This is a genomic window from Hahella ganghwensis DSM 17046 (assembly GCF_000376785.1).
Taxonomy (GTDB): Bacteria; Pseudomonadota; Gammaproteobacteria; order Pseudomonadales; family Oleiphilaceae; genus Hahella; species Hahella ganghwensis.
Genome location: NZ_AQXX01000129.1, coordinates 57134 through 82197, shown reverse-complemented (window position 1 = coordinate 82197; position 25064 = coordinate 57134). Strand labels below are relative to the sequence as shown.

Annotated in this window: 20 protein-coding genes; 12 read left to right on the top strand and 8 right to left on the bottom strand. The window is 48.6% G+C overall.

Translation table 11 applies throughout. The annotated features are described in order from the left end of the window. Window positions 1–105: 105 nt before the first annotated feature. A complete protein-coding gene (gene nhaB / locus F566_RS0120325; protein ID WP_020408874.1) occupies window positions 106–1605 on the top strand; it encodes a sodium/proton antiporter NhaB in 1500 nt (499 codons plus the stop codon). Window positions 1606–1727: 122 nt separating this feature from the next. On the opposite strand, the gene dnaQ is transcribed toward nhaB, so the two are convergent. From dnaQ to F566_RS0120310, 3 genes are read right to left on the bottom strand one after another with little or no spacing between them, the layout of a single operon-like run. Next, the gene (gene dnaQ / locus F566_RS0120320) at window positions 1728–2426 is read right to left on the bottom strand and encodes a DNA polymerase III subunit epsilon (protein ID WP_020408873.1); all 699 of its coding nucleotides are present in this window, start codon (window positions 2424–2426) and stop codon (window positions 1728–1730) included. Window positions 2427–2472: 46 nt separating this feature from the next. Beyond that, window positions 2473–2916: a ribonuclease HI gene (gene rnhA, locus F566_RS0120315; protein WP_020408872.1), complete on the bottom strand. Its 444-nt coding sequence runs from the start codon at window positions 2914–2916 to the stop codon at window positions 2473–2475. After that, complete coding sequence (locus F566_RS0120310; RefSeq protein ID WP_020408871.1) at window positions 2903–3685, bottom strand: class I SAM-dependent methyltransferase; 783 nt, start codon at window positions 3683–3685, stop codon at window positions 2903–2905. The genes rnhA and F566_RS0120310 overlap by 14 nt, the downstream gene beginning before the upstream one ends. Before the next feature lie 197 nt (window positions 3686–3882). Between F566_RS0120310 and gloB the strand changes: the two genes are divergently transcribed. Together gloB and F566_RS0120300 are read left to right on the top strand one after the other, a co-directional pair. After that, complete coding sequence (gene gloB / locus F566_RS0120305) at window positions 3883–4656, top strand: hydroxyacylglutathione hydrolase (protein WP_020408870.1); 774 nt, start codon at window positions 3883–3885, stop codon at window positions 4654–4656. A 117-nt stretch (window positions 4657–4773) separates the two neighbouring features. Next, window positions 4774–6579, top strand: coding sequence for a lytic transglycosylase (locus F566_RS0120300; RefSeq protein WP_020408869.1), 1806 nt, complete (start codon window positions 4774–4776; stop codon window positions 6577–6579). A 12-nt stretch (window positions 6580–6591) separates the two neighbouring features. On the opposite strand, the gene F566_RS0120295 is transcribed toward F566_RS0120300, so the two are convergent. Next, the gene (locus tag F566_RS0120295; RefSeq protein WP_020408868.1) at window positions 6592–8034 is read right to left on the bottom strand and encodes an HDOD domain-containing protein; all 1443 of its coding nucleotides are present in this window, start codon (window positions 8032–8034) and stop codon (window positions 6592–6594) included. A gap of 383 nt (window positions 8035–8417) precedes the next feature. On the opposite strand from F566_RS0120295, the gene F566_RS0120290 reads away from it, so the two are divergent. From F566_RS0120290 to F566_RS0120260, 7 genes are all read left to right on the top strand, one after another. Then, window positions 8418–10142: an extracellular solute-binding protein gene (locus tag F566_RS0120290; RefSeq protein ID WP_211210689.1), complete on the top strand. Its 1725-nt coding sequence runs from the start codon at window positions 8418–8420 to the stop codon at window positions 10140–10142. Between the two features lie 30 nt (window positions 10143–10172). After that, on the top strand, window positions 10173–12017 hold the full coding sequence (locus F566_RS0120285) for an extracellular solute-binding protein (protein ID WP_020408866.1): 1845 nt from the start codon (window positions 10173–10175) through the stop codon (window positions 12015–12017). A 21-nt stretch (window positions 12018–12038) separates the two neighbouring features. After that, a complete protein-coding gene (locus F566_RS0120280; protein WP_020408865.1) occupies window positions 12039–13124 on the top strand; it encodes a microcin C ABC transporter permease YejB in 1086 nt (361 codons plus the stop codon). 1 nt (window position 13125) lies between these two features. Then, window positions 13126–14166, top strand: a complete 1041-nt coding sequence (locus F566_RS0120275) for an ABC transporter permease (protein WP_020408864.1) — start codon at window positions 13126–13128, stop codon at window positions 14164–14166. Further along, window positions 14138–15763 (top strand): ABC transporter ATP-binding protein, encoded by a 1626-nt coding sequence (locus tag F566_RS0120270; RefSeq protein WP_020408863.1) that lies wholly within the window; start codon window positions 14138–14140, stop codon window positions 15761–15763. The genes F566_RS0120275 and F566_RS0120270 overlap by 29 nt, the downstream gene beginning before the upstream one ends. A 79-nt stretch (window positions 15764–15842) precedes the next feature. After that, entirely contained in the window at window positions 15843–16637 is a 795-nt protein-coding gene (locus F566_RS0120265; RefSeq protein ID WP_020408862.1) for an enoyl-ACP reductase FabI, read from the top strand. Between the two features lie 208 nt (window positions 16638–16845). Beyond that, window positions 16846–17922 (top strand): alpha/beta fold hydrolase, encoded by a 1077-nt coding sequence (locus F566_RS0120260; RefSeq protein ID WP_026180169.1) that lies wholly within the window; start codon window positions 16846–16848, stop codon window positions 17920–17922. A gap of 133 nt (window positions 17923–18055) precedes the next feature. On the opposite strand, the gene F566_RS0120250 is transcribed toward F566_RS0120260, so the two are convergent. Next, window positions 18056–18463 carry a PilZ domain-containing protein gene (locus F566_RS0120250; protein ID WP_020408860.1) on the bottom strand — a complete coding sequence of 136 codons (408 nt, stop codon included), beginning with the start codon at window positions 18461–18463 and terminating at the stop codon, window positions 18056–18058. A gap of 3 nt (window positions 18464–18466) precedes the next feature. Continuing rightward, the gene (locus tag F566_RS0120245) at window positions 18467–20290 is read right to left on the bottom strand and encodes a DUF1631 family protein (protein ID WP_245555278.1); all 1824 of its coding nucleotides are present in this window, start codon (window positions 20288–20290) and stop codon (window positions 18467–18469) included. Window positions 20291–20770: 480 nt separating this feature from the next. Between F566_RS0120245 and F566_RS36965 the strand changes: the two genes are divergently transcribed. Further along, a complete protein-coding gene (locus F566_RS36965; protein ID WP_020408858.1) occupies window positions 20771–20941 on the top strand; it encodes a hypothetical protein in 171 nt (56 codons plus the stop codon). Between the two features lie 298 nt (window positions 20942–21239). Beyond that, window positions 21240–22313 carry a 3-deoxy-7-phosphoheptulonate synthase gene (locus F566_RS0120235; protein ID WP_020408857.1) on the top strand — a complete coding sequence of 358 codons (1074 nt, stop codon included), beginning with the start codon at window positions 21240–21242 and terminating at the stop codon, window positions 22311–22313. Between the two features lie 45 nt (window positions 22314–22358). On the opposite strand, the gene cysG is transcribed toward F566_RS0120235, so the two are convergent. Then, the gene (gene cysG, locus F566_RS0120230; RefSeq protein ID WP_020408856.1) at window positions 22359–23762 is read right to left on the bottom strand and encodes a siroheme synthase CysG; all 1404 of its coding nucleotides are present in this window, start codon (window positions 23760–23762) and stop codon (window positions 22359–22361) included. A gap of 12 nt (window positions 23763–23774) precedes the next feature. After that, window positions 23775–25058 carry a serine--tRNA ligase gene (gene serS, locus F566_RS0120225; protein WP_020408855.1) on the bottom strand — a complete coding sequence of 428 codons (1284 nt, stop codon included), beginning with the start codon at window positions 25056–25058 and terminating at the stop codon, window positions 23775–23777. Window positions 25059–25064 lie beyond the last annotated feature (6 nt).

The following is a 25064-nucleotide window of genomic DNA, read 5'->3' as shown; positions in this document are numbered from 1 at the left end:
CTGATTTGAGAATAACCATAAGAAAACAGTCTTCTTAATTATTGTTTTTCTTTCAGGTTTTTTCACTCGCTGTGACATCCGTTTTAACCTAAGGAACAAACTGTTATGGTGACGACCCTATCACAGGCGTTTTACAACAACTACCTCGGGCATGCCCCCGGATGGTATAAAAAAACCATCTTTGCCTTCTTGATGATCAATCCGATCCTCTTCCTGATCAGCCCCTATATGGCGGGCTGGCTGTTAATTGTTGAGTTTATATTCACTCTGGCCCTGGCCCTGAAGTGTTATCCACTTCAACCTGGAGGACTGCTGGCACTCGAAGCTGTCGTAATCGGCATGGTCAGCCCAGAAGTCGTATATCATGAGGTCTCTGGCAATCTCGAAGTTATCCTGCTACTGGTATTTATGGTAGCCGGCATCTACTTCATGAAAGACCTGCTGCTATATGTCTTCACCAAAATTCTACTAAATGTTCGCTCCAAAGCCACCCTTTCTCTGCTATTCAGTCTAGTCTCTGCCGTACTCTCTGCCTTTCTCGACGCATTGACTGTTACCGCGGTTATTATCAGCGTGGCAGTTGGTTTTTACTCCGTCTACCACAAAGTGGCGTCGGGCAAGCACTTTGGCCACGACCATGATCATGGCGATGATCAACTGGTACAACAGGACCTTAAAGAAGACCTCGAACAGTTTCGGGCATTTCTGCGCAGCCTGCTGATGCATGGTGCGGTGGGAACAGCATTGGGTGGTGTCTGCACTCAGGTCGGCGAGCCTCAAAACCTGTTGATCGCTGACAAGCTGGGCTGGGACTTCATTCAGTTCTTTACCGTTATGGCCCCGATCACTATGCCGGTATTGGTAGCAGGACTGATTACCTGCTACATCCTGGAGAAGACCAAGGTCTTTGGCTATGGTTCCAACATACCAGACTCTGTAAGACAGATTCTCTCTGACTTCAACGCTGAAGAAAGTAAGAAAATGCATCTGCAGCAGAAGGCCAAGCTGATTGTTCAGGGATGTGTTGCGGGAATATTGATTCTTTCACTGGCGTTCCATCTGGCTGCTGTCGGCCTGATCGGCCTGATGGTCATCATTCTGCAAACCTCTGCCAATGGTATTATCGAAGAACACCAAATCGGTAAAGCGTTTGAAGAAGCCCTGCCGTTTACAGCGCTTCTGGTAGTCTTCTTTGCTATCGTCGGCGTCATCCATGAACAGCATCTGTTTTCCGGTATTATCAATGCGGTGCTGGCCATGGACGAATCAGCTCAGCCATCAATGTTCTTTATCGCCAATGGTGTACTTTCTATGATCAGTGACAACGTTTTTGTCGCCACTGTCTATATAGATGAAGTCAAACGTGTCTTTGATGCCGGCCAGATCAGCCGCGAGCACTATGAAGCACTTGCTGTGGCCATCAACACCGGTACCAACCTGCCGAGCGTGGCGACCCCCAACGGCCAGGCAGCATTCCTGTTTCTGCTGACTTCCGCCATTGCGCCGTTGATCAGACTGTCCTACGGTAAAATGGTCATCATGGCAGCCCCCTACACGGTGGTGATGGGTGCCGTTGGACTGTTAATGGTTAACTTGACGCTTTAATCCGATTCATTCAGAGTCTTCTCACCGTTACTCAGAACGGGACACAGACATAAAAAAGGCGCTTACTCAGCGCCTTTTTTGTTTTTGGTATTCAGAATCCTTTGATATCCAAGGTCCGGAATTCAACTCTCCAATTGTCGCCAAAGACTATTGTCTATGGCGTCCAGCCTGTCATTATGCGCCGACAGCTCTTGCTCGGTGGCTCGAATAACTTTCAGTGGCGGACGATCTGCAGACAGCCTTTTGATCTCGGTCGCCGTTTCTTCACCATCACCGTCATTACCATGCAGCATTAAAGCAGTCTGGCCACCGGTCATAGCCAGGTAGACTTCCGCCAGTATTTCGGAATCCAGCAAGGCTCCGTGAAGTTCGCGATGACTGTTATCAATCATGTACCGCTTACATAGAGCATCAAGATTGTTCTTTTGCCCTGGATGCTTTTTTCGAGCCATCAGCAGCGTATCCACCACACCACAATGGTCTGACGTTTTGCCGTATTGGCTACCAAGCATCGCAAACTCGTGATCGATAAACCCAACGTCAAACGCTGCGTTATGTATCACCAACTCCGCCCCTTTGATAAAGTTCAGAAATTCATCTGCAATTTGCGCAAAGCGGGGTTTATCAGCCAGAAATTCATTTGAGATCCCATGAACTTCAAATGCCTCGACATCCACTTCCCTGTCTGGCCGAATGTAAACGTGGTAATGATTACCTGTCAGTTTGCGGTCGACAATTTCAACACAACCAATTTCTATAATACGGTGGCCCTGTGATGGCTCAAGACCCGTAGTCTCCGTATCCAGTACAATTTGACGCATAGTTTTTCGCTAAATTCTCTAATCTTCGTTAAGTATCTGATAGATACTACAGGCTGGGCGAAGGCTCAAGCACTCCCCTGTTCGCCAATTCATCGGCCAGCTCATTTAATGGGTGACCCGCGTGTCCCTTCACCCAGTGCCATTTTACCTGATGGCGCTGACAGGCCTGATCAAGCTCCTTCCATAAATCACTGTTTTTAACGGCACTGCCTGATGAGGTTCTCCAGTTCTTCTTTTTCCAGTTATGCATCCACTCAGTAATCCCCTTCCGAACATACTGAGAGTCAGTGTATAGATCCACCTCGCATGACTGTTTTAGCGCTGTAAGCCCTTTAATCGCAGCCATCAGCTCCATTCTGTTATTGGTGGTGGGCGATTCTCCGCCCCACATTTCCTTTTTGCTTTTCCCATAAAGCAGGACAACGCCCCACCCGCCAGGACCGGGATTTCCCTTACAGGCCCCGTCTGTATATATCTCAACTTTTTTCATTTTTTCTGTATGGTGTGAATTGATGAACCACCGCGGCACCGGTAACAGCCCTTCTCCTTTGCCATTTAGGCTTAAGAGGTATCGCTCCACCGACGCGTTTCTGCGCCTGTATGATATAGAAAGCCCCCAGCGGAAGCTTTAGCTTTTTCCCCAGTCGATTCAGAATCGCCAGACGATTATGCCAGCGAAGATTGGCAGCAGGCGGTGTATAAAAACTGTATGAAACGTCGTGCAGGCGCAGGTCAAGCAGACTTAACCAATCCTCTAGTCTCACGGAAGAAATAAAGCGACCAGACCAAGGAGCTTTGCGCCCCCGGTGCAAAATCTTGCTGAGCCCCCAGGTGCTGACCGGATTAAACCCGACAATCACAATATGTCCTCCGGATCTAAGAACCCGGCATGCCTCTCTCAATGTCTGATGGGGATCCGGAGACAAATCCAGAGTATGGTGCAAAACCACCAGATCAATACTGTCTGTGATCAAGGGCAGTTCGTGGGGCTCGCACACAAGGACACCATCATCCGCCCCTTCTTCCAACTTTGGCACTGCAATAATTCGATGCCCCAGCAGACTGTTTTCGGCTACGCCATGGCTCTGATCAACCAACAACTCAAGCTGGTGATAACCAAAGTAACGGGAAATACAGCGTTCTACCGCCAACCTCTGATTGGCCAGCAATATACGCCCAAGGCCGGTACTGAACCACTGCTTGAAATCTTCCCTGACAGACTCAGGATCCAGCATTTTCTGCTTGTTAATTTTTTTCATAATCCTGCATTGCCACTGAAATCCGTTATTGACGAAATTCCCTCTGGTTCAAACCCGGTTCGGATACGACAGATACTCCCGGAGTGTATTAGAATGTTCAAACAAGAGCATCTAATCTCACTTTATATTTCGGTAACATCGATAAAACGTTGACCCGACGTTAAAATAGTATCACTTCGACTACCCCGGGATAACCCATGACGAAGATATTTCCAATACCAGCATTTCACGATAACTACATCTGGCTCTATCAACACCATCAACAAGCCTGGGTAGTAGACCCTGGTGAGGCGTCGCCGGTGGAAACGGCACTATTAGAGCATAACCTCGAGCTTAACGGCATTCTGGTAACCCACCATCATATGGATCATGTGGGCGGGATTCGCAGCTTGCTGGCTACCCGCGACATTCCGGTCTATGGATATAGCCGGGCCAACATTCCCCTGATCAACCATCCCCTCGATGATGGCGCCGAACTCTCACTCCCTGGACTAAAGCTCAGTGTAATGACTGTTCCGGGCCATACCATGGATCACATTGCCTATTTCGGCCATTCAGACTCTCTGGGACCGGTCCTCTTTTGCGGGGATACATTATTCTCAGCCGGCTGCGGAAGACTGTTTGAAGGTACCCCCTCCAATATGCTCCACTCATTGGCAAAACTAAAGGCTTTGCCAGGCGATACCCGGGTCTATTGCGCTCATGAGTACACGCTTTCCAACCTTGCATTTGCCAAAGCAGTTCTGCCCAAATCAGAAGCCGTACAACACCGGATTAATGAGTGTACAGACCTCAGGCATAAGGGGCATCCAACAGTTCCTTCGCTGATGTCAGGCGAGCTCGCGTACAATCCCTTCCTAAGAACAGACGATCCGGAAGTTATCTCACAGGCACGAAACCGCCTCGGTCATGAGCCTGAAGATGAAGCCGAAGTTATGGGGGCAATCAGGAAATGGAAAGACAACTTTTAGGTTTTTTAACTTGCTGATCAAAGTATCGCCCAATACAATCCACGACGTTTTGCTTGCCGGATGCTATAAGTTTCATAGCATCTTTTTTGTTGTAAACGCTGAAAGTAAAGCCTGATTATGCATTATATCGCGCGCCTGCTGGCCGCAACCCAGTTATCGCTCCTCGCAGCCTGCAGTCACCTGGAACAGATCGTCTCGAGCGAATCTACAGACGACTCAACGCCTGCCTCTGAAGCCGGGACACAAACAGGAGCCCCGGAATCCTCTTCCTCTGTCGACGTTGACCAGTTGGCAATGCAGGAAACTACGGACAACGATCAGACACTGAGTGAGATCACCCGAGCGGAGGCCCATTCAGATTCTCAGCATGCCGGTGAGCAATATCACAATGGACAATACCTCAATGGCAGGGATGAATCGGCAGGTATCCTCATTACGCCGTCAGATCCAGCCATAGCCAGAGATCCGGCCGAACTTATTCCTAAAAAAGATGTGTGGAACAGAATGCGCGCCAGCTTCAAGCTGGATATGGAGCTCACCAACCCCCGCATTGAATCTCAGCTCAACTGGTATGCAAAGCACCAGTCCTATCTTGACCGGACGTTCGAACGCAGCTCCCTTTACATGTACCACATTGTTTCCGAAGCGGAACGCCGGGGACTCCCAATGGAGCTGGCATTGCTGCCTGTGGTGGAAAGTGCCTTTGATCCTTTTGCTTATTCTCACGGTCGCGCGGCAGGCATCTGGCAGTTTATCCCCGGTACCGGCAAACATTATGGTCTGCGCCAGACCTGGTGGTACGACGGCCGACGAGATATCGTAGCTTCCACTGAAGCTGCCTTTAACTATCTTTCAGACATGGCCAAGTATTTTAAAGGTGACTGGCTGCTTGCATTGGCATCATATAATTCCGGAGCAGGAACGGTGCAGCGGGCAATCCGCAAGAACAAGGCCAGAGGTAAACCCACTGATTTCTGGAACCTGGATCTTCCAAGGGAAACCCGGGCATACGTCCCCAAACTACTGGCGATAGCCAAACTGGTATATAAGCCGGAGCAATACGGCGTCACCCTTTTCCCTATTGATGACAAACCTTATTTCGACGTAGTACAGCTCGAATCTCAAATAGATCTTTCCCAGGCAGCGAGACTCGCCAAAATCGATGTTGATGACCTCTACATCCTGAATCCCGGTTACAACCAGTGGGCAACGGATCCTCTTGGTCCACACAGGCTGGTGTTACCAATCGACCGGGTTGAAGATTTCAAAAAAGCCTATGCTGAGCTGCCAAAGGAACAAAGAGTCAACTGGACACGGTACCGGGTGAAAGCCGGAGACAGTCTGATCTCCATCGCCAAAAAATTTAAAACCACGCCTCAGGTGGTCAAAGATGTCAATCGCATTCGCGGCTCACTTATCAGACAAGGCCAGCAGCTACTCATCCCCAGCAGCTATGAGGGAGCAGACTACTACGCCTTGAGTGCTGACAATCGACTGGAAAGCAAACAGTCGAAAGTCACAGGGGCAGCGGGCACGACCCGAATCGAATATACCGTTAAGTCAGGAGATACGCTTTGGGACATTTCCCGCGCTTATCACGTCAATGTACGCAAACTGGCAAAATGGAATGGTATGGCACCAGGTGATGTGCTCAGCCCCGGTAAGAAGCTGGTGGTGTGGACCAAAGTCAATCTGGCCAAGTCCACCACCTCTCCAACACCAACAACGTCAGCATTCAGCAATCGGGAAATTATCCGTAAGGTAGGCTATAGGGTACGTCAGGGTGACTCGCTCTATCTTATCGCCAACAAGTTCAATGTATCTGTCAATGACCTGGTTAAATGGAACTCCATCAACAAAAGCAGCATTTTGCGCCCAGGTCAGAGACTTTCTATTTACGTTGATGTAACAGAGATAAATTAGGCTTTCCGATTGTCAACGTTTATTCGCCAGCAATCCAAGACACAGGGACGTTTGCTGGAGAAAATGTTTGAAACCACTGAAATAAGTTTCGGTCATCGGCCGACCTGACACGTGCATGTCTGCATACAGGAATCCCACTTCTCGCTTACTTGCCTCTATGGGTCCCAGCAGACAATCGCCCGCTCCCACCACCTCCTCAAAAGCCTTACTTCGAAGCTTACTGACGGCGCTGAAGCCTGGGTTACCTAGCCAGACAGCCTCATGTCCTTGCATCACCCTGGAAAACAGATTATCCGGCTGCTTCTCGTAGGAAAACCGAAATCGCTCTCGCCAATTGACCGTTCTTGCTCCCACGACATATTTTGCCGATACCTGTGTGCGGGATTGATTGAATATCGCCAGAACGACCCTTTCCAACCCAACCCCCTCATGCAGCCCATTCATAATCAACTGGAACAACTTGCCGCTGTCGAGGTTTCCAGCCATCATCTGCATAATCGCCTGCAATGTCTGTAACTGAACCTGGGGGTTCGGCTGCAACAGGGCCGGTGTATCCATGGACTCTTCGGCAACCTGTCCGGTCTCCTTCAGCAATCTGGTCAACTTGGGATCGCAATAAAGTTTGGACAGCTGAGTCGCTTCACTCATGCTGGTCTGCAGGCGCCTCCTGGCTTCTGCTTCAGGCTGATTGGAAAAAACAGAGACTTTCTTGAGCACAGATGCCATTTCAGGACTGTCCCAACCTTTTTCCATGGCAATGGCGATTTCGTCTCCCAAACGCACAGCCTGACACATCCGACTCGCCTTATCTTCAACTTCGGAAAGCGCTTCGGCCAGAGTGTTCCCGAGGTTCCACTGTGAAACCATCTCGATTGTCAGTCTTTCAAAGGTCACTCCCAGGACGGATTCGATATCCCTGGAATTTGCTCCCTTCTGATACAAGCGATACAACTTATCGATGCTGGGATGGGGATAGGCCCAAATCATCAGCTCCCCCAAGTGCAGAAGCAAAGCAGCGACAAAGACCTCCTCCCTGATGTCCAGCCGAGCTTTTTCGCATAGATTGCGAGCTTGCACTGCCGCGTGAAAAGATCTGGCCATCTGCCTGATCAGTGATTCACGAGGATGATTCCTCATAATAGATTCAATCACAATCGCCGAGACACAGATTGCTCGAACGGTATTGAATCCAATATGCATGATTGCACGACTAATCGTTGCAACTGACGCTTTGGACGGGTTGTACAGGACGCTATTTGCGACTTTGATAATTTTCGAAGTCAGCCCCGGGTCTTTCAATATTTCCTTTGATAGTTGCTGTACAGAAGACTCTTTAGAATCCGTCAGCTTGTTCAACTCCCTGATAATCGCACCCATGGTCACTGCATCCATCTGGCTCAGCTCTTCCAGCCATTCATCCAACCCGAAAGGAGCCTTTTTGGAAGTCAACAGCATTTACCCTCTCAGCCTTCACATATACAGGTGTCTATGCTCAAGTGTAGACGCCAGTCTGTATGAACTAAAGCATACTCAGAAAAAAAGTAGCTTTCTGTAGGCTTTAAATCGCTTCATTTATCTAGCTGAAATTGCTAGGTTATTTAGAGCATGCCATGCAGCATCAACATGCTTGTTATGAAAAAACATTAGTTTGATATGAAAAGCAATTCGCTTGAAAGAAAAAAGAAAAGAGCCCTCAGCCTGATATGAAGATGACCCGTTTCATCCGAAAAGTATTTTTGTCCCTGTTTTTTTTATTCACCCTCCTGCTATCGGCCTTAGCAACTGCTGAAGCTAAAGCTGATCAAATTACCTCTCACGGGTTCTCGCTTTGGGGCGAGTTGAAGTACTCGTCAGATTTTCAACACTTTCAGTACGTGAATCCAGAGGCGCCAAAAGGAGGGGCTATCCGACTACTTGGTTTTGGCACCTTTGATACACTCAACCCTTACACCCTGAAAGGAACCAGCCCCTACAATACACCCGGTTTTTACCTCTACGGAATCAATGAGCTGAACGAAACCTTATTGGCCGGCTCCGGCTCACGCTCTCCGTCCGGTGACGAAATCCAGACGGCTTATGGACTCATAGCAGAATCAGTATCCTACCCTGAAGACCTTTCCTGGGCAGTCTTTCAGTTAAGGGAAAAAGCCAGGTTTCATGACGGTCACCCGATAGAGGCATCCGATGTCCTCTATTCCTACAACACTCTTCTTGCAAAAGGACACCCTCGATTCAAACAGGTTCTGGCTGGTGTAAAGACTGTAGAAGCACAGGGAACCAAACGGGTAAAAGTCACCTTCAGACAGGCAAACTCAGCAAAAGACTTACTCAGATTTGGAGAATTGCCGATAATACCCGAACACTATTGGCAGAATCGTGATTTCGAGAAGACGACATTAGAGTCTCCTCTGCTCAGTGGCCCCTATAAAATCGCCTCAGTAGACCCCGGACAAAGCATTACCTACGAGAGAGTGAATGACTATTGGGGAAAAGATTTGCCTGTAAATCGGGGGCGTTACAACATCGACACAGTGAAAGTTGAATTCTACCGGGACCAAACAGTGGCATTTGAGGCCTTCAAGGCCGGAAACCTGGATATATTCCTGGAATACTCTTCAAAGAACTGGGCAACCGGATATGACTTTCCAGCAGTAGATAAAGGAGAGGTCATCAAGGCTGACATCCCTCATCAAATTCCAGCCGGCGTGCAGGGCTTGTTCATGAACTCCCGTCGCGCACCTTTGAACGATCCGGTGTTCCGCCAGGCAATATCATTGTTGTTCGATTTTGAGTGGACGAACAAAGCGCTTTTCTACGATGCTTACAAGCGGACAGAAAGCTACTTCCCAAACTCTGGCTATCGGGCAACTGGCGTTCCTGAGGGCCAGGAACTGGATCTTCTGCAGCGATTCCGACAACAACTGCCAGAGTCTCTTTTCACTAAAGCTCCACCTACCTTTAAAACGGACGGTTCAGGCAATATTCGCCCTCAGCTGAGGCAGGCATTCTCTCTATTTAAACAGGCTGGTTATGAATTAACTAACGGCAGGCTCATCAACCGCACATCAAAACAACCTGTCACACTTGAAATCATTTACCTACAAAAGAATCTTGAGAGAGTTCTGTTGCCTTATATACAGAATTTAAAGAAGGCAGGACTCGATGTTAGTCTTCGACTACTGGATAGCGCTCAGTTCAAACAACGTCTTGAAACCTACGATTTTGACATCACGACTTATGTACTTCCCCAGGGTCAGGTACCCGCGCAAGAACTGAAAGAATATTTTCATTCGGAGTCGGTTGCAATGCAGGGAGGAAGAAACTACGCCGGTATATCCCACCCGGCAGTGGACGCACTTGTGGAAAGTGCCATCCAGGCCACGTCACAAAATGAACTCTCCGTAACGCTCAGAGCCCTTGATCGAGTTTTACTTTGGCAGCACTATATAGTGCCGAACTGGCATTTAGGCAGCTTCAGAGCAGCCTATTGGAAGCCGCTGCAAAGGCCCAAGCACCAGCCGGACTATAGTCTGGGTTTTGAAAACTGGTGGCTAGAAAAATAATTGGCATACACAAATAAAATAAGGTTGATCATGTCTTTAGACATAAATACTGCAGCTTTCGGGCAAAAAAAAATCTACTCCTCCCTGACGTTTCTGGTGGCGATTATTTGGGTCGGCCTGTTAACCACAGCATCAGCAGAAGAACCAAATATCACCATCAGCCATGGATTTGCCATGCACGGGGATCCTCAATACCCGGAAGACTTCGAACATTTCAGTTACGCAAACCCTAACGCTCCGAAAGGTGGCACATTGAAACTCGGCGTAGTGGGCGACAGTTTCGATAGTTTTAACCCTTACGTTATCAAAGGGGTCAGCGCTGCAGGGATCGGCTTCCTTCATGACACACTCGCCAAGGCCTCAGGTGATGAAGCATTCAGTGAGTACGGTTTACTCGCAGAAAAAATAGAGATGCCTGACGACCGTAGCTGGGTAGCATTTCATCTGAATCCAAAAGCACGTTTTCACGATGGGCACCCTATCACTGCTGAGGATGTAATTTATACTTTCAAGATGCTCACCGAAAATGACCAGAGCCAACCTTTCTATAAGGCCTATTATGCTGATGTAGAAGAAATCGTCGCTGTGGATGACAGAACCGTGCGCTTCAACTTTAAAAGTGACGAGAATAGAGAGCTTCCATTGATACTCGGCCAGTTACCAGTTCTTCCCAAACATTATTATGAAAAGCGAGACTTTTCCGACGCTAACCTAACAGTCCCCCTTGGCAGTGGCCCTTATAAAATCAAATCCTTTGAACCCGGCCGCTCGATTGTTTATGAACGGGTTAAGGATTACTGGGCAGCAGAACTACCGGTCAACAAAGGTTTCTTTAATTTTGATGAAATTGTCTACGAGTATTACAAAGATCATACCGTTGCACTGGAGGCGTTCAAAGCTGGCGAGTTTGATGTGCGATTGGAAAATACAGCAAAAAGCTGGGCCACAGCATACACTGGCCCCCAATTTGAGCGCGGAGACATCATCAAGGAACAACTCCCTGAAAGTACTCCTAAAGGTATGCAGGCCTTCATATTCAATATTCGCCGGGATGTTTTTAAAGACCCCAAAGTCAGAGAAGCTCTAGGGTTGGCGTTTGACTTTGAATGGACAAATGCGAATCTTTTTTACGGCCAGTATTCTAGAACTGACAGTTATTGGGTCAATTCAGAACTGGCGTCAGACGGATTGCCTTCCGGAGAAGAGCTGGACATTCTCAAACGCTTTAAAGGGAAAATACCAGAAAAGGTATTCACTGAAGAATACCAGCCTCCCACCAACCCGGAAGCAGGCAATATCCGCAAGAACCTGCGCAAGGCGTCTCAGTTACTGAAAGAGGCCGGCTGGGTGGTACAAAATGGTAAACTGGTCAATAAAGCAAGTGGCAAACCTCTTGCCTTCGAGATAACCCTTTACTCTCAGGGATTCGAGCGTATCGTTCTACCTTTCATACAGAATCTCAAACGACTGGGTATTGATGCATCGTTAAGACGTATCGATACCACTCAATATATTAATCGCCTGAGAGATTTTGATTTCGACATGGTGGTTTACACCATCTCCCAATCCAACTCTCCTGGAAACGAACAGATTGAATTCTGGCACAGCTCAAGAGCCAATGTGAAAGGATCCAGAAACCTCATTGGCATTGCAGATCCGGTGATCGATGAACTGATTGAACTGGTAATAAAAGCCCCTGACAGAGAAAGCCTCATTGCCCGCACACACGCCTTGGACCGAGTGCTTCTGTGGAATCACTTTGTCATTCCACAATGGCACCTTCCTTATGAGCGAATCGCCTATTGGAAAAAACTGGCCCACCCGGAAAAACAGACTAAATTAGGTTCAGACTTAAGCACTTGGTGGATTAAATAACTTCAAGGCCGGCCAATATCTATGTGGCAATATATACTAAGAAGAATTTTACTGATATTCCCTACTCTGTTAGGCATCCTGCTCCTTAATTTCATCATTGTTCAGGCCGCCCCTGGCGGCCCGGTAGAACAAACGCTGGCCAAACTGGAAGGCCTGGGTTCGGAGGTGGAAAACCGCGTTGCCGGCAGTGGCAGCGAAGTCCAAAGTAGTTCGGGCAGCGATTCAAACTATCGGGGAGCTCAGGGTCTTGACCCTGAACTTGTTGAACAGATCAAGAAACTCTACGGTTTCGACAAACCTGCTCACGAACGTTTTTTCCTGATGCTAAAAAACTACGCAACATTCGATTTCGGGGAAAGTTTTTTCAGGGACAGAACCGTGGTCGATCTAATCATCGACAAAATGCCTGTTTCCATTTCCCTGGGATTATGGTCCACCCTGATTATTTACCTGATCTCTATTCCTCTGGGCATCCGAAAAGCAGTCAGAGACGGATCACGCTTCGATGTCTGGACCAGCGCCACCATTATAATCGGCTTTGCTATACCTGGTTTTCTATTCGCCATCTTATTAATTGTGTTATTTGCAGGCGGTTCGTACTGGGACCTTTTCCCGCTTAGAGGACTGACATCCAGCAACTTTGAGGAACTGTCCCTCTTCGGAAAAGTCACCGACTATTTCTGGCATCTGGCCCTACCGATAACAGCCAACGTTATCGGAGGCTTCGCGACCCTGACCATGCTTACCAAGAATTCGTTTCTGGATGAGATCAACAAACAATACGTTGTGACTGCCAGGGCCAAAGGACTGGAAGAAAACCAGATTCTTTATGGCCATGTCTTTCGCAACGCCATGCTGATTGTGATAGCCGGTATGCCAGTTGCCTTAATGTCTCTGTTTTTTACCGGTTCACTACTGATTGAAGTAATTTTCTCATTGGACGGTCTGGGGCTTCTCGGTTTCGAGTCGACCATAAACCGTGACTACCCGGTGATGTTTGGTACCCTTTACGTTTTCACGCTGATGGGGCTCTTGCTGAAGCTTGTCAGCGATCTCACCTACGTCTGGGTCGATCCACGTATTGACTTTGAAAGCAGGGAGAATTGAAGTGAAAATATTCTCCCCATCCTCCTGGAACTCAATCAACCAGCGTCGCTGGCATAACTTCCGCAAGAACAAGCGAGGCTTTTATTCATTATGGATTTTCCTCGTGATCTTCATCCTCAGCCTCGGTGCTGAATTCATCAGTAACAGCAAACCGATTCTGGTCAGTTATGACGGCAACCTGTATATGCCGGTGTTCAACGCCTACCCTGAAACCACTTTTGGCGGCGATTTCGAGACCGAAGCGGATTACCGTGATCCATTTGTCAAAGAGCTTATCAATGAGAAAGGCTGGATAATCTGGCCGCCTATACGTTATGACTATCAGACGATCAATTACAACCTCTCCCAGCCCGCCCCAGCCCCTCCCTCAGAAGAGAACCTGCTGGGTACTGATGACCAAGGGCGTGATGTGGTTGCACGCCTGATCTATGGTTTTCGTATATCAGTACTGTTCGGTCTGGTGCTGACACTTTTCAGCTCTTTGGTCGGGGTCTTTGTTGGAGCAGTACAGGGCTTCTATGGCGGCAAAATCGATTTGATTGGGCAGCGTTTTCTTGAAATATGGTCAGGCCTGCCTGTGCTCTACCTTCTGCTGATACTGTCCAGCTTCGTTAAGCCAAATTTCTGGTGGTTGATAGGAATCATGCTACTTTTCAGTTGGATGGCACTGGTGGATGTTGTCAGAGCAGAATTTCTCCGGGCCAGAAACTTTGAATATGTCAGAGCCGCACGGGCACTAGGTCTCGACAATCGGGTCATTATGTTCAAACACATGTTACCGAATGCAATGGTGGCGACACTGACATTCATGCCCTTTATTCTTACGGGGGGTATAACGACACTGACCTCCCTCGATTTTCTCGGCTTTGGCTTGCCTCCGGGATCCGCATCCCTGGGCGAAATGATCTCTCAGGGCAAGTCCAATTTGCATGCCCCCTGGCTTGGCATTTCAGCTTTCATGGTCCTGGCAGTCATGCTGACATTACTGGTATTCATCGGAGAAGCGGTTCGCGATGCCTTCGACCCAAGAAAACAACACTGATCAGATTTCTAAGCTACTCGAAATCAATAATTTGAGCGTCCATTTTCATCAGGAGAAACGCACCACAGTTGCAGTAGATCAAGTGTCTTTTGTGATTGGCAAGGGCGAAATGATGGCGCTGGTGGGCGAAAGCGGTTCCGGCAAATCAGTCACAGCTATGTCTATTCTGAAACTTTTACCCTACCCCGTTGCCTCTCACCCTGATGGTGAGATACGTTTGGAAGGAAAAGACCTTTTCAAACTGTCCGAAAATGAAATGAGACAAGTCCGGGGCGATGATATTGGGGTTATTTTTCAGGAACCCATGACCAGCCTTAATCCGTTGCATACCGTTGAAAAGCAAATAGGAGAAACCCTTCTACTACACAAGGGGCTGACCGGCGCTAAAGCCAGAAGCCGCATAATTGAATTATTGCACCTGGTGGGAATCCCCGACCCTGAGTCCAGGCTCGGCAGTTATCCGCACCAACTATCCGGTGGCCAGAAGCAAAGGGTGATGATCGCTATGGCGCTGGCTAATGATCCCAAACTGTTGATAGCAGATGAGCCCACCACCGCATTGGACGTGACGGTACAGAAACAAATATTGGAATTGATCAAGGAGCTGCAGACAAAACTGCAAATGGCTGTGCTCCTGATCACTCACGATCTCGGTGTGGTCCGGCATTACGCCAACAAAGTCGCGGTGATGAAAAATGGACGGATTGTTGAGCAGGGCTCAATGGATCAAGTCTTTTCTTCGCCGCAGCATGAATATACCCAGATGCTTCTGAACGCAGAACCTACCGGTGCGCCAGATCCGGTACCAGAAACAGCACCTGTTTTACTGAATGCTGAAGGAATCAATATTTCCTTTACACTAAAAAAGAACTTCTGGGGTAGGCCTATCAAGTCACTACAGGCTGCGAAAAATATTGACCTCTATCTAAAGGAAGGCGAAACACTCGGCATAGTCGGCGAAAGTGGCAGCGGAAAAACCACCCTGGGACTGGGACTGGTCAAACTTTTGACCGCGCATGGCAAATGGTCATTCGAAGGTCAGGCACTGGAGAACCTGGATCAAAAAGCTTTCAAACCTCTGCGTAAAAACATGCAGATTGTCTTTCAGGATCCATATGGTAGCCTCAGCCCAAGAATGTCAATTGCACAGATTGTAGAAGAAGGTCTACTGGTCCACGCGCCAGAATTAAGTAAAGATGAACGCACCCAAAAGGTTGTGGAAGCTCTGCGGGATGTCGAAATCGATCCGGAAGCCAAAGATCGGTACCCTCATGAATTCTCAGGGGGACAAAGACAGCGCATCGCCATCGCAAGAGCGCTTGTATTGAAACCGAAACTGATTATTCTGGACGAGCCTACGTCAGCTCTGGACAGATCCGTGCAGAAGCAGGTGATCGAATTGTTGCGCCAGTTACAGCAAAAGTACAAGCTGGCCTACATATTTATCAGTCACGATCTGGCAGTCGTTAAAGCACTCAGCCACAGAATTATGGTGATGAAATCAGGAAGTGTGGTTGAGCACGGAATGACGAAAGACATTTTCGGCAGACCGGAACAGGAATATACCCGCAGACTTCTCGACGCAGCCTTTTCGTAACAGAAGAACGATGACAGCCACCCTGAATTTTCTGGTGACGGTCATTGCAACTAAACAGTAAAACAGACGGACAACGATTATGGGATTACTGTCAGGAAAAAAAGCTCTAATTGTCGGCGTTGCCAGCAAACTGTCTATCGCTAAAGGGATCGCTGATGCCTTTCATCGTGAAGGCGCAGAAATCGCTCTGACCTACCAGAATGACAAACTTAAAGGCCGGGTTGAAGGCTTCGCGGCCGAGTATGACTCAAAACTCACTTTCCCATGTGATGTTGCCAACGATGAAGATATCAGCAATCTGTTTACCGAGCTTGGTAAGCATTGGGATGGCATTGATATTCTGGTGCACTCCGTAGGTTTTGCGCCAGGCCACGAACTTGACGGTAATTACGTGGATGTCACCACCCGTGAAGGCTTCCGCATTGCACACGATATCAGCTCCTACAGCTTTGTCGCCCTGGCAAAAGGTGCCCGGGAAATGATGCGTGGACGCAACGGCTCACTGCTGACCCTGACCTACCTTGGGGCAGAACGCGCAATCCCTAACTACAACGTGATGGGACTGGCCAAAGCCAGCCTTGAAGCCAACACCCGTTACATGGCAAGTAGCCTGGGCCCTGAAGGTACAAGGGTCAACGCCATTTCCGCAGGACCTATCCGGACACTGGCTGCATCAGGCATCAAAAACTTCCGTATGATGCTCTCGGAAAACGCCAAACAGACTCCACTGCGTCGCAATGTCACTATTGAAGAAGTCGGTAATGCAGCGATGTTCCTATGTTCTGATCTGGCTAGCGGTATCAGTGGTGAGATTCTGTATGTAGACGGTGGTTTCAACACCACCGCAATGGCTTGGGAAGCTGAGGCAGAATAATCTGCCGCACTTCTCAACCATCATCAGGGAAGCCCTCGGCTTCCCTTTTTTGTGGCCAAATCATCGTCAGAACCACATCCCGTAGTAGAATTTCAGGACCACGTCACTGTAATGAAAGACAATTCTCATTAATGTAACCTTTTGTGAACATCTAGCGTTCATGCACCGTCATCACTTGTGAACAGCAACCGGATATAACGACAACATCATGACAAGGTCCGTACTACTCTGCTCCTTTATTGCCCTGATTCTACTTACCACCGGCTGCAGTTCGATGAAGCCGGCGATGAAGGCCAGCCCTACGCTGGCCAATGCTCTAGGTATGGCAGACATTCCATTGAAGGATCTGAAGAAAAAATACACCGATCAGAATTCCCGGTTTATTGAGGTCAATGACCTGGAAATTCACTACCGTGATGTCGGGGAAGGTCCGGTTATTGTATTAATGCATGGTATTATGTCTTCCCTGCAGACCTGGGATGGGTGGTCCGAAGAACTCAGCAAGAATTTCCGGGTCATTTCCCTCGATATGCCGGGATTCGGACTTACAGGCGGGCCGGAAGACATTGATGACTTCAATGAAGACTATATTTTCAATACATTCGCCAAGTTTATAGACAATATTGAACTTGAACGATTTTCTATGGCTGGCAACTCCTTCGGTGGCTATATTGCCGCCCGTTACGCCGTTCAGTATCCAGAGCGTGTCGAAAAACTTATCCTGCTCGACCCATCCGGATACCCCCAGGAGCGTCCATGGATATTTAAACTGGCGACAGCACCTGTAATCAGTACGCTTTCTAAAATGGTTCAGCCACCGTTCCTCATTACCAAAAACGTGATGGATATCTATGGCGACCGCTCCCGTCTCAGCCAGGACAACCTGTATCGCTATGTGCACATGGCACAAAGGGCGGGAGCCAAATCCATTTATGTGAAAACCATGGAGATGCAGTCAGAAGCATCGACGACCGAACGGCCACTCCCCTTTGCCAGCATAGACGCTCCGACACTTTTGATGTGGGGTGAAGATGATCGTTGGATTCCCATAGAACTGGCAGAGCGCTGGAAAGCAGATGTCAGAAATCTGGAATTTATCAGCTACCCGGGTGTGGGGCATATGCCGATGGAAGAGATACCCTATCAGACAGTGCAGGACGCCATAGTCTTCCTGGCGGACGTCCAGCAGGCACCGACACAATCATCCCCTTCCATTGACGAACTGGAGTCTATACTGCAGGGAGAGGACTTCTCATCAGATTTCGCGCCGATGGAAGGACTTTAACCTGTCAATCATCCGACATTTTTCAGATCTGATGAATATTCAAAAAGCAGATGATCAATCAGGGATCTACTCCGATTAGACCCTGATTTAAGGTCTTGAAAGATCCGGCAAAAAACCGTCCCATTAAACAGAATCAGCATCTCACATGATCAGGGTCATCATCCCCAAGCATCGCTGACACAGCCAATTTCCACTCAACGATGGAAGTGTCGTCAGACTCAAGCAGAGCCAGTCCCACCAGGTAACCGACAGAACCTGGCAGCCTTTTCTGCCAGCGAACCTCCGCCACAAGATCATAACGATCCCCGGTTTTCTCGCGAATAATACCAAGCTCTATAAAAGCACCGACACGCAATGGTTGAGACAGCCTAACCTGTATGCCATTAGCCGATATGTCTACTGTTTCCGAGGCCCTGATAACCGGACCAAGTTCACTACTTTCTACAGCACCGGATGACTTTATTTCCACATAAATCACTTCATTATGTGGAAGTCTCGGCTCTGTTCTAAGGTTATCATCCAGAGGATTTTTGTTATGCATAGATCACCTCTTAGCAATCCCGATACGCCCAACGGCTCTTGAGAGCCTTTCTTCGAGCTCCGCATCAGCCCCCAGCAACCTGAACCTGCCTTCCAGAATCAAGCTCTTTGCCTCATCGCGCTGCAGCTCGGCGAGTTTCATTCCAAATTCATCCACAAACACCAACCTCCCTGTGGCATTGAAACGTACTCCAAGTTTAGCTCTGATTTCCCTGCCGTCTTTTTCAAATGCTGCCCAGCCCCCTATTCTCAGGCTGTCGATTGCCTCCAAAGCTTCACTTTCCGCCTCCAGGCGTGTACGTTCTTCCTCTTCCAGAGCCTGCTGGCGCATTCTCTCATCCCTTTCGGCCTTCTCTGCCTCCAGCTTTCTCCTGGCCTCTTCTCTGGCCGCCATGATGGCCCTGGCTTCCTCCTCAGCTTTGGCTTTCGCTGCGGCTCGGATGCTACGCTCTTCGTCGAGCTTTTTCTGCAGGGCTTTTCGATGCTCGATGTCTGTGGTCACAACATCCTGTGCCACCTTGGCACAAATTTCCTGCATTCTTGTGGACGGCGCAACCTCAACGATCTTCCCGGAAGCCAATGCCTGATGAAACTGCATTGCCGGTTCCAGCGCCACCTTTCTTCCACTGAAATCCCCCCAAAGAATCGCCTGCTGCCGGGGTAAGATATGCACGAGACGACAAATACGATCAAATCTGCGGTACCATTTGCCCTGTAAGCTTCTCAGGCCCTCAATCACCGCGGATGCGTCAACTTTTTCCTGGTCGGCTATTTCGCTCTCCAGAGTCTTGAACTCTTCCCTGGGAACTTCTTGCTGCTTGACGATATCGAGAATCACATACTGGAGAATGGATAACTGCTTTTCTTTTTCCTCAGTATTATTATCAAGACTGTGCAGATGATTCTGCAGTTCATCCACCAGTTGCCCTGCATAATCATAAACCCGCTGCATCTGACCGGAGTTATGCTGCCCCTTGTAAGTAAACACGATACGGTCAGTCAGTTTGTACATCAATTGGTATTCCCTGCTTTCCTCTCCTTTGGAAAGCACCATCAACCTCATTGAGTCCAGCCATACTGTCGACAGAAAATGGCTGACTTCCGGTGGCAATAATTTACCTAAGGCAAATTTATTGATTGTCTGTATAGCCAATTGCTGAGCATACCAAACATTATCCAAACCCAGCTCCGTCTGAATCAGGCGATCTTCCATCATCTTTCTCCGTTTTTGTTCCTTCTCCCACTCGCCAAATAAGGCGTCACGAGCAAGTTCCTGCTCCTCTCTGATCAGACAATGATCGGCATCCAACAATCGTGTCAATACATTGAGGGACTTCATAACAAATGTAGGAGGCTGCCCCTTATCCTCTTCCCAGCCGAGAAACAGATCCTCCACCAACCCCAGAATTTCATTAACAGGATGGGAAGGCTCCAATACAAACTCCGGCTGATCCAGCAATAGTGCCGCCAGTATGTATCGCCTGCGCATCAGCGACTTTCTGACGAAAGGATCCAACGGTGTTTGCGCCTGCCAGGTCTCGGTCGCCCGGTTCATAAACACAAGGCAGTTGATTATGGACCGGTCCAGCCCCCCCATATCCTGATTGAGCTGTTTAATAACATCTCTGAGCTGATGCTTCTTTTCCCGGCTAATATCCGCAAGCTTGGTGGCAACCGCATGTCGGTCCTCGTCACTTTCAATCAGCTTGGTACCCGCAAGTCGAAATATATTTTCTGTTTCTTCGAGATTGACACGCAGAAGCGCAGAAGCCAGTTGATCGACATTGATCGATGTGGGTGGAGTATCGTGGTCCTTTTCTGGAATCACTGCGAAAATCATCCTGGAGTTATCATAACCGGTGTAGTGGAAAAATCTTTAAAGCAGGAACTTCGAAAACCTTTCAAAAGTCACCTGCATTGCCATTGCTGTGTTAAAAAATTCCGCAACCTTTCAATGGACACGTATGCTTGACTGTGTAGATTTGTACTTATCTTTTGGCTGTGACAAAAGGCAATACTTGAGAATTCATCCACAGGCAATTGTCAAAGAATCGCGCTCACACAGACTCAGTATAGAACATCATAATGGATGATAAACGGCTTCCTTGTCAGCCGCCCGAATAGACTATTCCCTTAAATTCGCTTAACAATTTGAAACAGCTCAGTGCTAATGGCGCCTAAAATCATGAAACTGTTAAAAACCAAGAGTTATTGGCAGTCCCTTATTATGAACAATTGATATCACCAACGTCGTTTATCATTGCTATGCTAATACGTGGGTCCATAACAAAGACAAGGAGGACTCGACATGTATGATTTGACGAAAGATCGTCGTCGGTTTGATCGCCGCCTTACCAAAATCACCAAGCTACCGGAAGATTATCATCCGGAAACCGTCGTCAACCGTCGACGCACAGAAAGACGCAGAGACAACAGACCTTTACAGGCGTTTCCTTACCTGCCACATTGCGAAATCTGACGACTTTAGGTCTGTCTCGGGCATTTGTCAGAAATACCCGAGACAGAAGCCTCGTTTTGGCCGCTTATTGATCATTACCAAATACCCTTCTTCATATTTCAGTATGTTTCACACTTACCTGCTTTGTACCTACTTCCTATGTAGGCGCATTGCTGCAATATGTTAAATGCAGTATATGTGAAATAGTGTGACGGCTCCCCTTGATCTTGATTGCATTTACCCCTTGATTAGCGCAGTATAACGGCCCTGTCGAGCCAGATAGTAACGCCTTGAACGCTATAGAAAACACGGAAAAATTATGTCAGTACACCAGATTGATAACGTTAATGTCATCAGCCAGGACATTCTCATTACACCTGATCGCCTGAAGGCAGAAATCCCCTTATCCGAAACAGCAGAACAAACCGTCTATAAAGGACGGCAGACGATCCGTGACATTCTCGATAGAAAAGATCATCGCCTGTTTGTCGTGATTGGTCCCTGCTCGATTCACGATATCGAAGCGGCGAAAGACTACGCTAAGCGTCTGAAGGCTCTGTCAGAAGAGCTGGAAGATACGTTATATCTGGTTATGCGGGTTTATTTTGAAAAGCCCCGTACCACAATTGGCTGGAAAGGCTTGATTAACGATCCTAACATCGACGATTCATTTGACGTCGAAAAGGGTCTGCATATTGGCCGCCAGTTACTGGTGGACCTGGCTGAGATGGGTATCGCTACTGCTACAGAAGCACTCGATCCGATTTCTCCCCAGTATCTCCAGGACACAATCTCCTGGTCAGCCATTGGAGCACGGACCACCGAATCTCAAACCCACAGGGAAATGAGCAGCGGCCTGTCCATGCCGATCGGGTTTAAAAACGGAACTGACGGCAGCCTGACCGTCGCAGTAAACGCGATGAAATCAGTGTCTCATCCTCATTCTTTCCTGGGCATCAACCCCCAGGGCCAGGTATCCATCATTCGTACCAAAGGCAACGCCTATGGCCACGTTGTACTACGTGGTGGCGATGGAAAGCCCAATTATGACACCGTAAGTGTGGCGCATTGTGAGCAGGACCTGAAAAAAGCCAAACTGCGTGAAGCTGTTATGGTGGATTGCAGTCATGCAAATTCGAGCAAAGATCCCGCCAACCAGCCTCTGGTGATGATGGACGTTGCACACCAGATCCTTGAAGGCAACAAATCGATTGTCGGTTTGATGGTGGAAAGCAATATTCACTGGGGTAACCAACCTATTCCGGAAGATCTTTCGCAGCTGAAGTACGGTGTATCTATCACTGATGCCTGCATCGATTGGGAAGCAACCGAAAAGAGCCTGCGTGAAATGCATGCCAAGCTCAAAGACGCGCTACCGAGCAGAATCGAATAATCAGAATACAAATAAAAAACGGGGCTTCTGCCCCGTTTTTTTAATTCAATTCATCCAATCCAGCTTTTCCCTTAATCTGACCACATCACCAATAATGATGATTGTCGGCCCATGGACCTCATTGTTCTCAACCTTCCCTGTGATATCTTCCAGCGTACCAGTCAACACCTTCTGATCAGGCAAAGTTCCCCTGGAAATCAGGGCTATCGGCATATCTTTCCGCATACCGTGAGCCATTAATTGTTCTGCAATAATCGGCAACCCCACCAATCCCATATAAAACACCAGGGTTTGATGTTCCTGAACAAATTCATTCCAGGGTAAATCACAGGTGTCGTTCTTGAGATGCCCTGTGACAAACCTGACTGACTGCGAATAATCACGGTGAGTCAGGGGAATACCTGAGTAGGACGCACATCCTGCAGCAGCCGTAATACCGGGAACTACCTGAAAAGGAATATCAGCATCAGCAAGCCGGTCGATCTCCTCACCTCCGCGCCCAAAGATAAAAGGGTCTCCTCCTTTTAGTCTGAGCACTCGATTTCCCTTTTTGGCCAGATCAATCAGCAGTTGGTTTATTTCCCCCTGAGGTAACGTATGGTTGGAACGTGCCTTACCCACGTTAATTTTTTTGGCATCCCGCCGCACCAGATCAAGAATTGCGGGTGAGACAAGTCGATCATACAAAACGACATCTGCCTGACGCATCAGGCGCAAAGCCCTGAAGGTCAGCAGGTCTGTGTCTCCTGGGCCGGCGCCCACCAAATACACTTCCCCTCTGGCATCAACATCTATCTTTTCCAGGGACTCCTGAATCAACTTGTCTGCCTTGTCCATCCTTCCGGCATAAACAAGGTCGGCAATGGCCCCTTCCAGAGTCTGCTCCCAGAACTTTCTTCGCTGATTGATGTGCTGGAATTTCGCTTTTACCGCGCCCCGATATTTGGCTGCCAACTCGGCCAGCCGCCCGACTCCATGCGGGATAGTCGATTCAAGACGGTTGCGTAAAAGACGTGTCAGTACTGGCGCATCTCCGCTACTGCTGACAGACACCAGAACCGGGTGACGATCTATAATCGAAGGAAAGATAAAACTGCTGAGCGCGGGGTTTTCTACCACGTTCACGGGCAAATGCTTTTCCTGGCAATGACGAGCCACCAGTGCATTCAGTTCAGGATTATCAGATGCTGCCACAACGATTGACACATCATCCAACATCGAAGACTCATAGGGTGAACAGATGAAAGAAACTGCTCGAGCCTCTCCCAACTCCTCTAGTGCTTCAGACTCCGGGCTTGCCACCACGAGTCTCACATTGGCACCGGCTTTCAGCAGTAGTTCACTTTTACGTGCAGCCTGCTCTCCGTCACCCAGCACCAGACAAGCCTTATTTTTCAGATCCAGGGCAACCGGAAGAAAATCCCATTGCCCTTCGAAGTCTTTAGCCATCCACGACAGCCTCTATTTCTGAGGTTCCAGCGTTTCCATTCCTCCCATATAGGGCCTCAGGACCACCGGAACTTCAATACTTCCATCTTCACGCTGATAGTTTTCCATCACTGCCAATAGAGCGCGTCCAACAGCCAGCCCCGAACCATTAAGGGTGTGCACCAGCTCCGGCTTACCTGTAGCAGGGTTACGCCAGCGAGCCTGCATTCGGCGTGACTGGAAATCCCGGCAATTTGAGCAGGAAGAAATCTCCCGGTATTTCTTCTGTCCGGGAAGCCAGACTTCGATGTCATAGGTTTTTGCAGCAGAAAAGCCAAGATCTCCGCCACAAAGCGCCACCACCCGATAAGGCAGCTCCAGCTTTTGCAGAATTTTTTCGGCATTTGCGGTCAATTCTTCCAGCGCTGCTGCTGAAGAGCTTGGGTCCACAATATGAACCAACTCGACTTTTTCAAACTGGTGCTGGCGGATCATTCCCCGAACATCCCGCCCATAACTTCCTGCTTCACTACGAAAACAGGGGGTATGACTGGCGTATTTCAGTGGCAGCTCTTTTCCTTCCAGGATTGTATCCCGAACCAGATTGGTGACAGGCACCTCTGCTGTCGGAATCAGATAAAAATCATGTTCGCCGGGAATCTTGAACAAATCTTCCTCGAACTTGGGAAGTTGCCCAGTCCCCTGCAATGCCTCAGCATGAACCAGGTAAGGTACCATGACCTCCTGATATCCGTTTTCCTGAGTATGAGTATCCAGCATGAACTGGGCCAGTGCCCTATGCAGCCTTGCCAGACCGCTATGCATGGTGACGAAACGGGAACCACTGATCTTGGCAGCTTTATTAAAGTCCAGCAGGCCCAGAGCCTCTCCCAGGTCGACGTGATCACGTGGCTCAAAGGAGAAATTTTTGGGCTCCCCCCAGAGGCGCACTTCTACATTGTCATCTTCTGTCTTGCCTTCAGGAACGTCGGTATCTGGAATATTGGGAATTCCCAGTATAATCGCTTCCATCTCTGTCTGGATTTCGTGCAGTTGCTGTTTGGCTTCATCCAGACTGTCGCCAATGCTGGCCATCTCATCCAACAGAGGTTGAATATCTTCTCCGGCTGCCTTCAACTTCCCGATATTCTTCGATTTGCTGTTACGCTCACTCTGAAGCTCTTCTGTGCGCATCTGAATCGACTTGCGACGCTCTTCCAGGCTCTGGAAGGATGCAATATCCAGCTCAAAGTGTTTAACCTTCAGTTGCTGGGCGACAGCCTCAGGATCGGCTCGAAGAAGTTTTGGATCAAGCATGAATAG

What these genes read in the sequence shown, in the direction of transcription:
- nhaB (WP_020408874.1), top strand. Translation starts at nt 106, where the DNA reads ATGGTGACGACCCTATCACAGGCGTTTTACAACAACTACCTCGGGCAT.
- dnaQ (WP_020408873.1), bottom strand. Translation starts at nt 2,426, where the DNA reads ATGCGTCAAATTGTACTGGATACGGAGACTACGGGTCTTGAGCCATCA.
- rnhA (WP_020408872.1), bottom strand. Translation starts at nt 2,916, where the DNA reads ATGAAAAAAGTTGAGATATATACAGACGGGGCCTGTAAGGGAAATCCC.
- F566_RS0120310 (WP_020408871.1), bottom strand. Translation starts at nt 3,685, where the DNA reads ATGAAAAAAATTAACAAGCAGAAAATGCTGGATCCTGAGTCTGTCAGG.
- gloB (WP_020408870.1), top strand. Translation starts at nt 3,883, where the DNA reads ATGACGAAGATATTTCCAATACCAGCATTTCACGATAACTACATCTGG.
- F566_RS0120300 (WP_020408869.1), top strand. Translation starts at nt 4,774, where the DNA reads ATGCATTATATCGCGCGCCTGCTGGCCGCAACCCAGTTATCGCTCCTC.
- F566_RS0120295 (WP_020408868.1), bottom strand. Translation starts at nt 8,034, where the DNA reads ATGCTGTTGACTTCCAAAAAGGCTCCTTTCGGGTTGGATGAATGGCTG.
- F566_RS0120285 (WP_020408866.1), top strand. Translation starts at nt 10,173, where the DNA reads ATGTCTTTAGACATAAATACTGCAGCTTTCGGGCAAAAAAAAATCTAC.
- F566_RS0120280 (WP_020408865.1), top strand. Translation starts at nt 12,039, where the DNA reads ATGTGGCAATATATACTAAGAAGAATTTTACTGATATTCCCTACTCTG.
- F566_RS0120270 (WP_020408863.1), top strand. Translation starts at nt 14,138, where the DNA reads ATGCCTTCGACCCAAGAAAACAACACTGATCAGATTTCTAAGCTACTC.
- F566_RS0120265 (WP_020408862.1), top strand. Translation starts at nt 15,843, where the DNA reads ATGGGATTACTGTCAGGAAAAAAAGCTCTAATTGTCGGCGTTGCCAGC.
- F566_RS0120260 (WP_026180169.1), top strand. Translation starts at nt 16,846, where the DNA reads ATGACAAGGTCCGTACTACTCTGCTCCTTTATTGCCCTGATTCTACTT.
- F566_RS0120250 (WP_020408860.1), bottom strand. Translation starts at nt 18,463, where the DNA reads ATGCATAACAAAAATCCTCTGGATGATAACCTTAGAACAGAGCCGAGA.
- F566_RS36965 (WP_020408858.1), top strand. Translation starts at nt 20,771, where the DNA reads ATGTATGATTTGACGAAAGATCGTCGTCGGTTTGATCGCCGCCTTACC.
- F566_RS0120235 (WP_020408857.1), top strand. Translation starts at nt 21,240, where the DNA reads ATGTCAGTACACCAGATTGATAACGTTAATGTCATCAGCCAGGACATT.
- cysG (WP_020408856.1), bottom strand. Translation starts at nt 23,762, where the DNA reads ATGGCTAAAGACTTCGAAGGGCAATGGGATTTTCTTCCGGTTGCCCTG.
- serS (WP_020408855.1), bottom strand. Translation starts at nt 25,058, where the DNA reads ATGCTTGATCCAAAACTTCTTCGAGCCGATCCTGAGGCTGTCGCCCAG.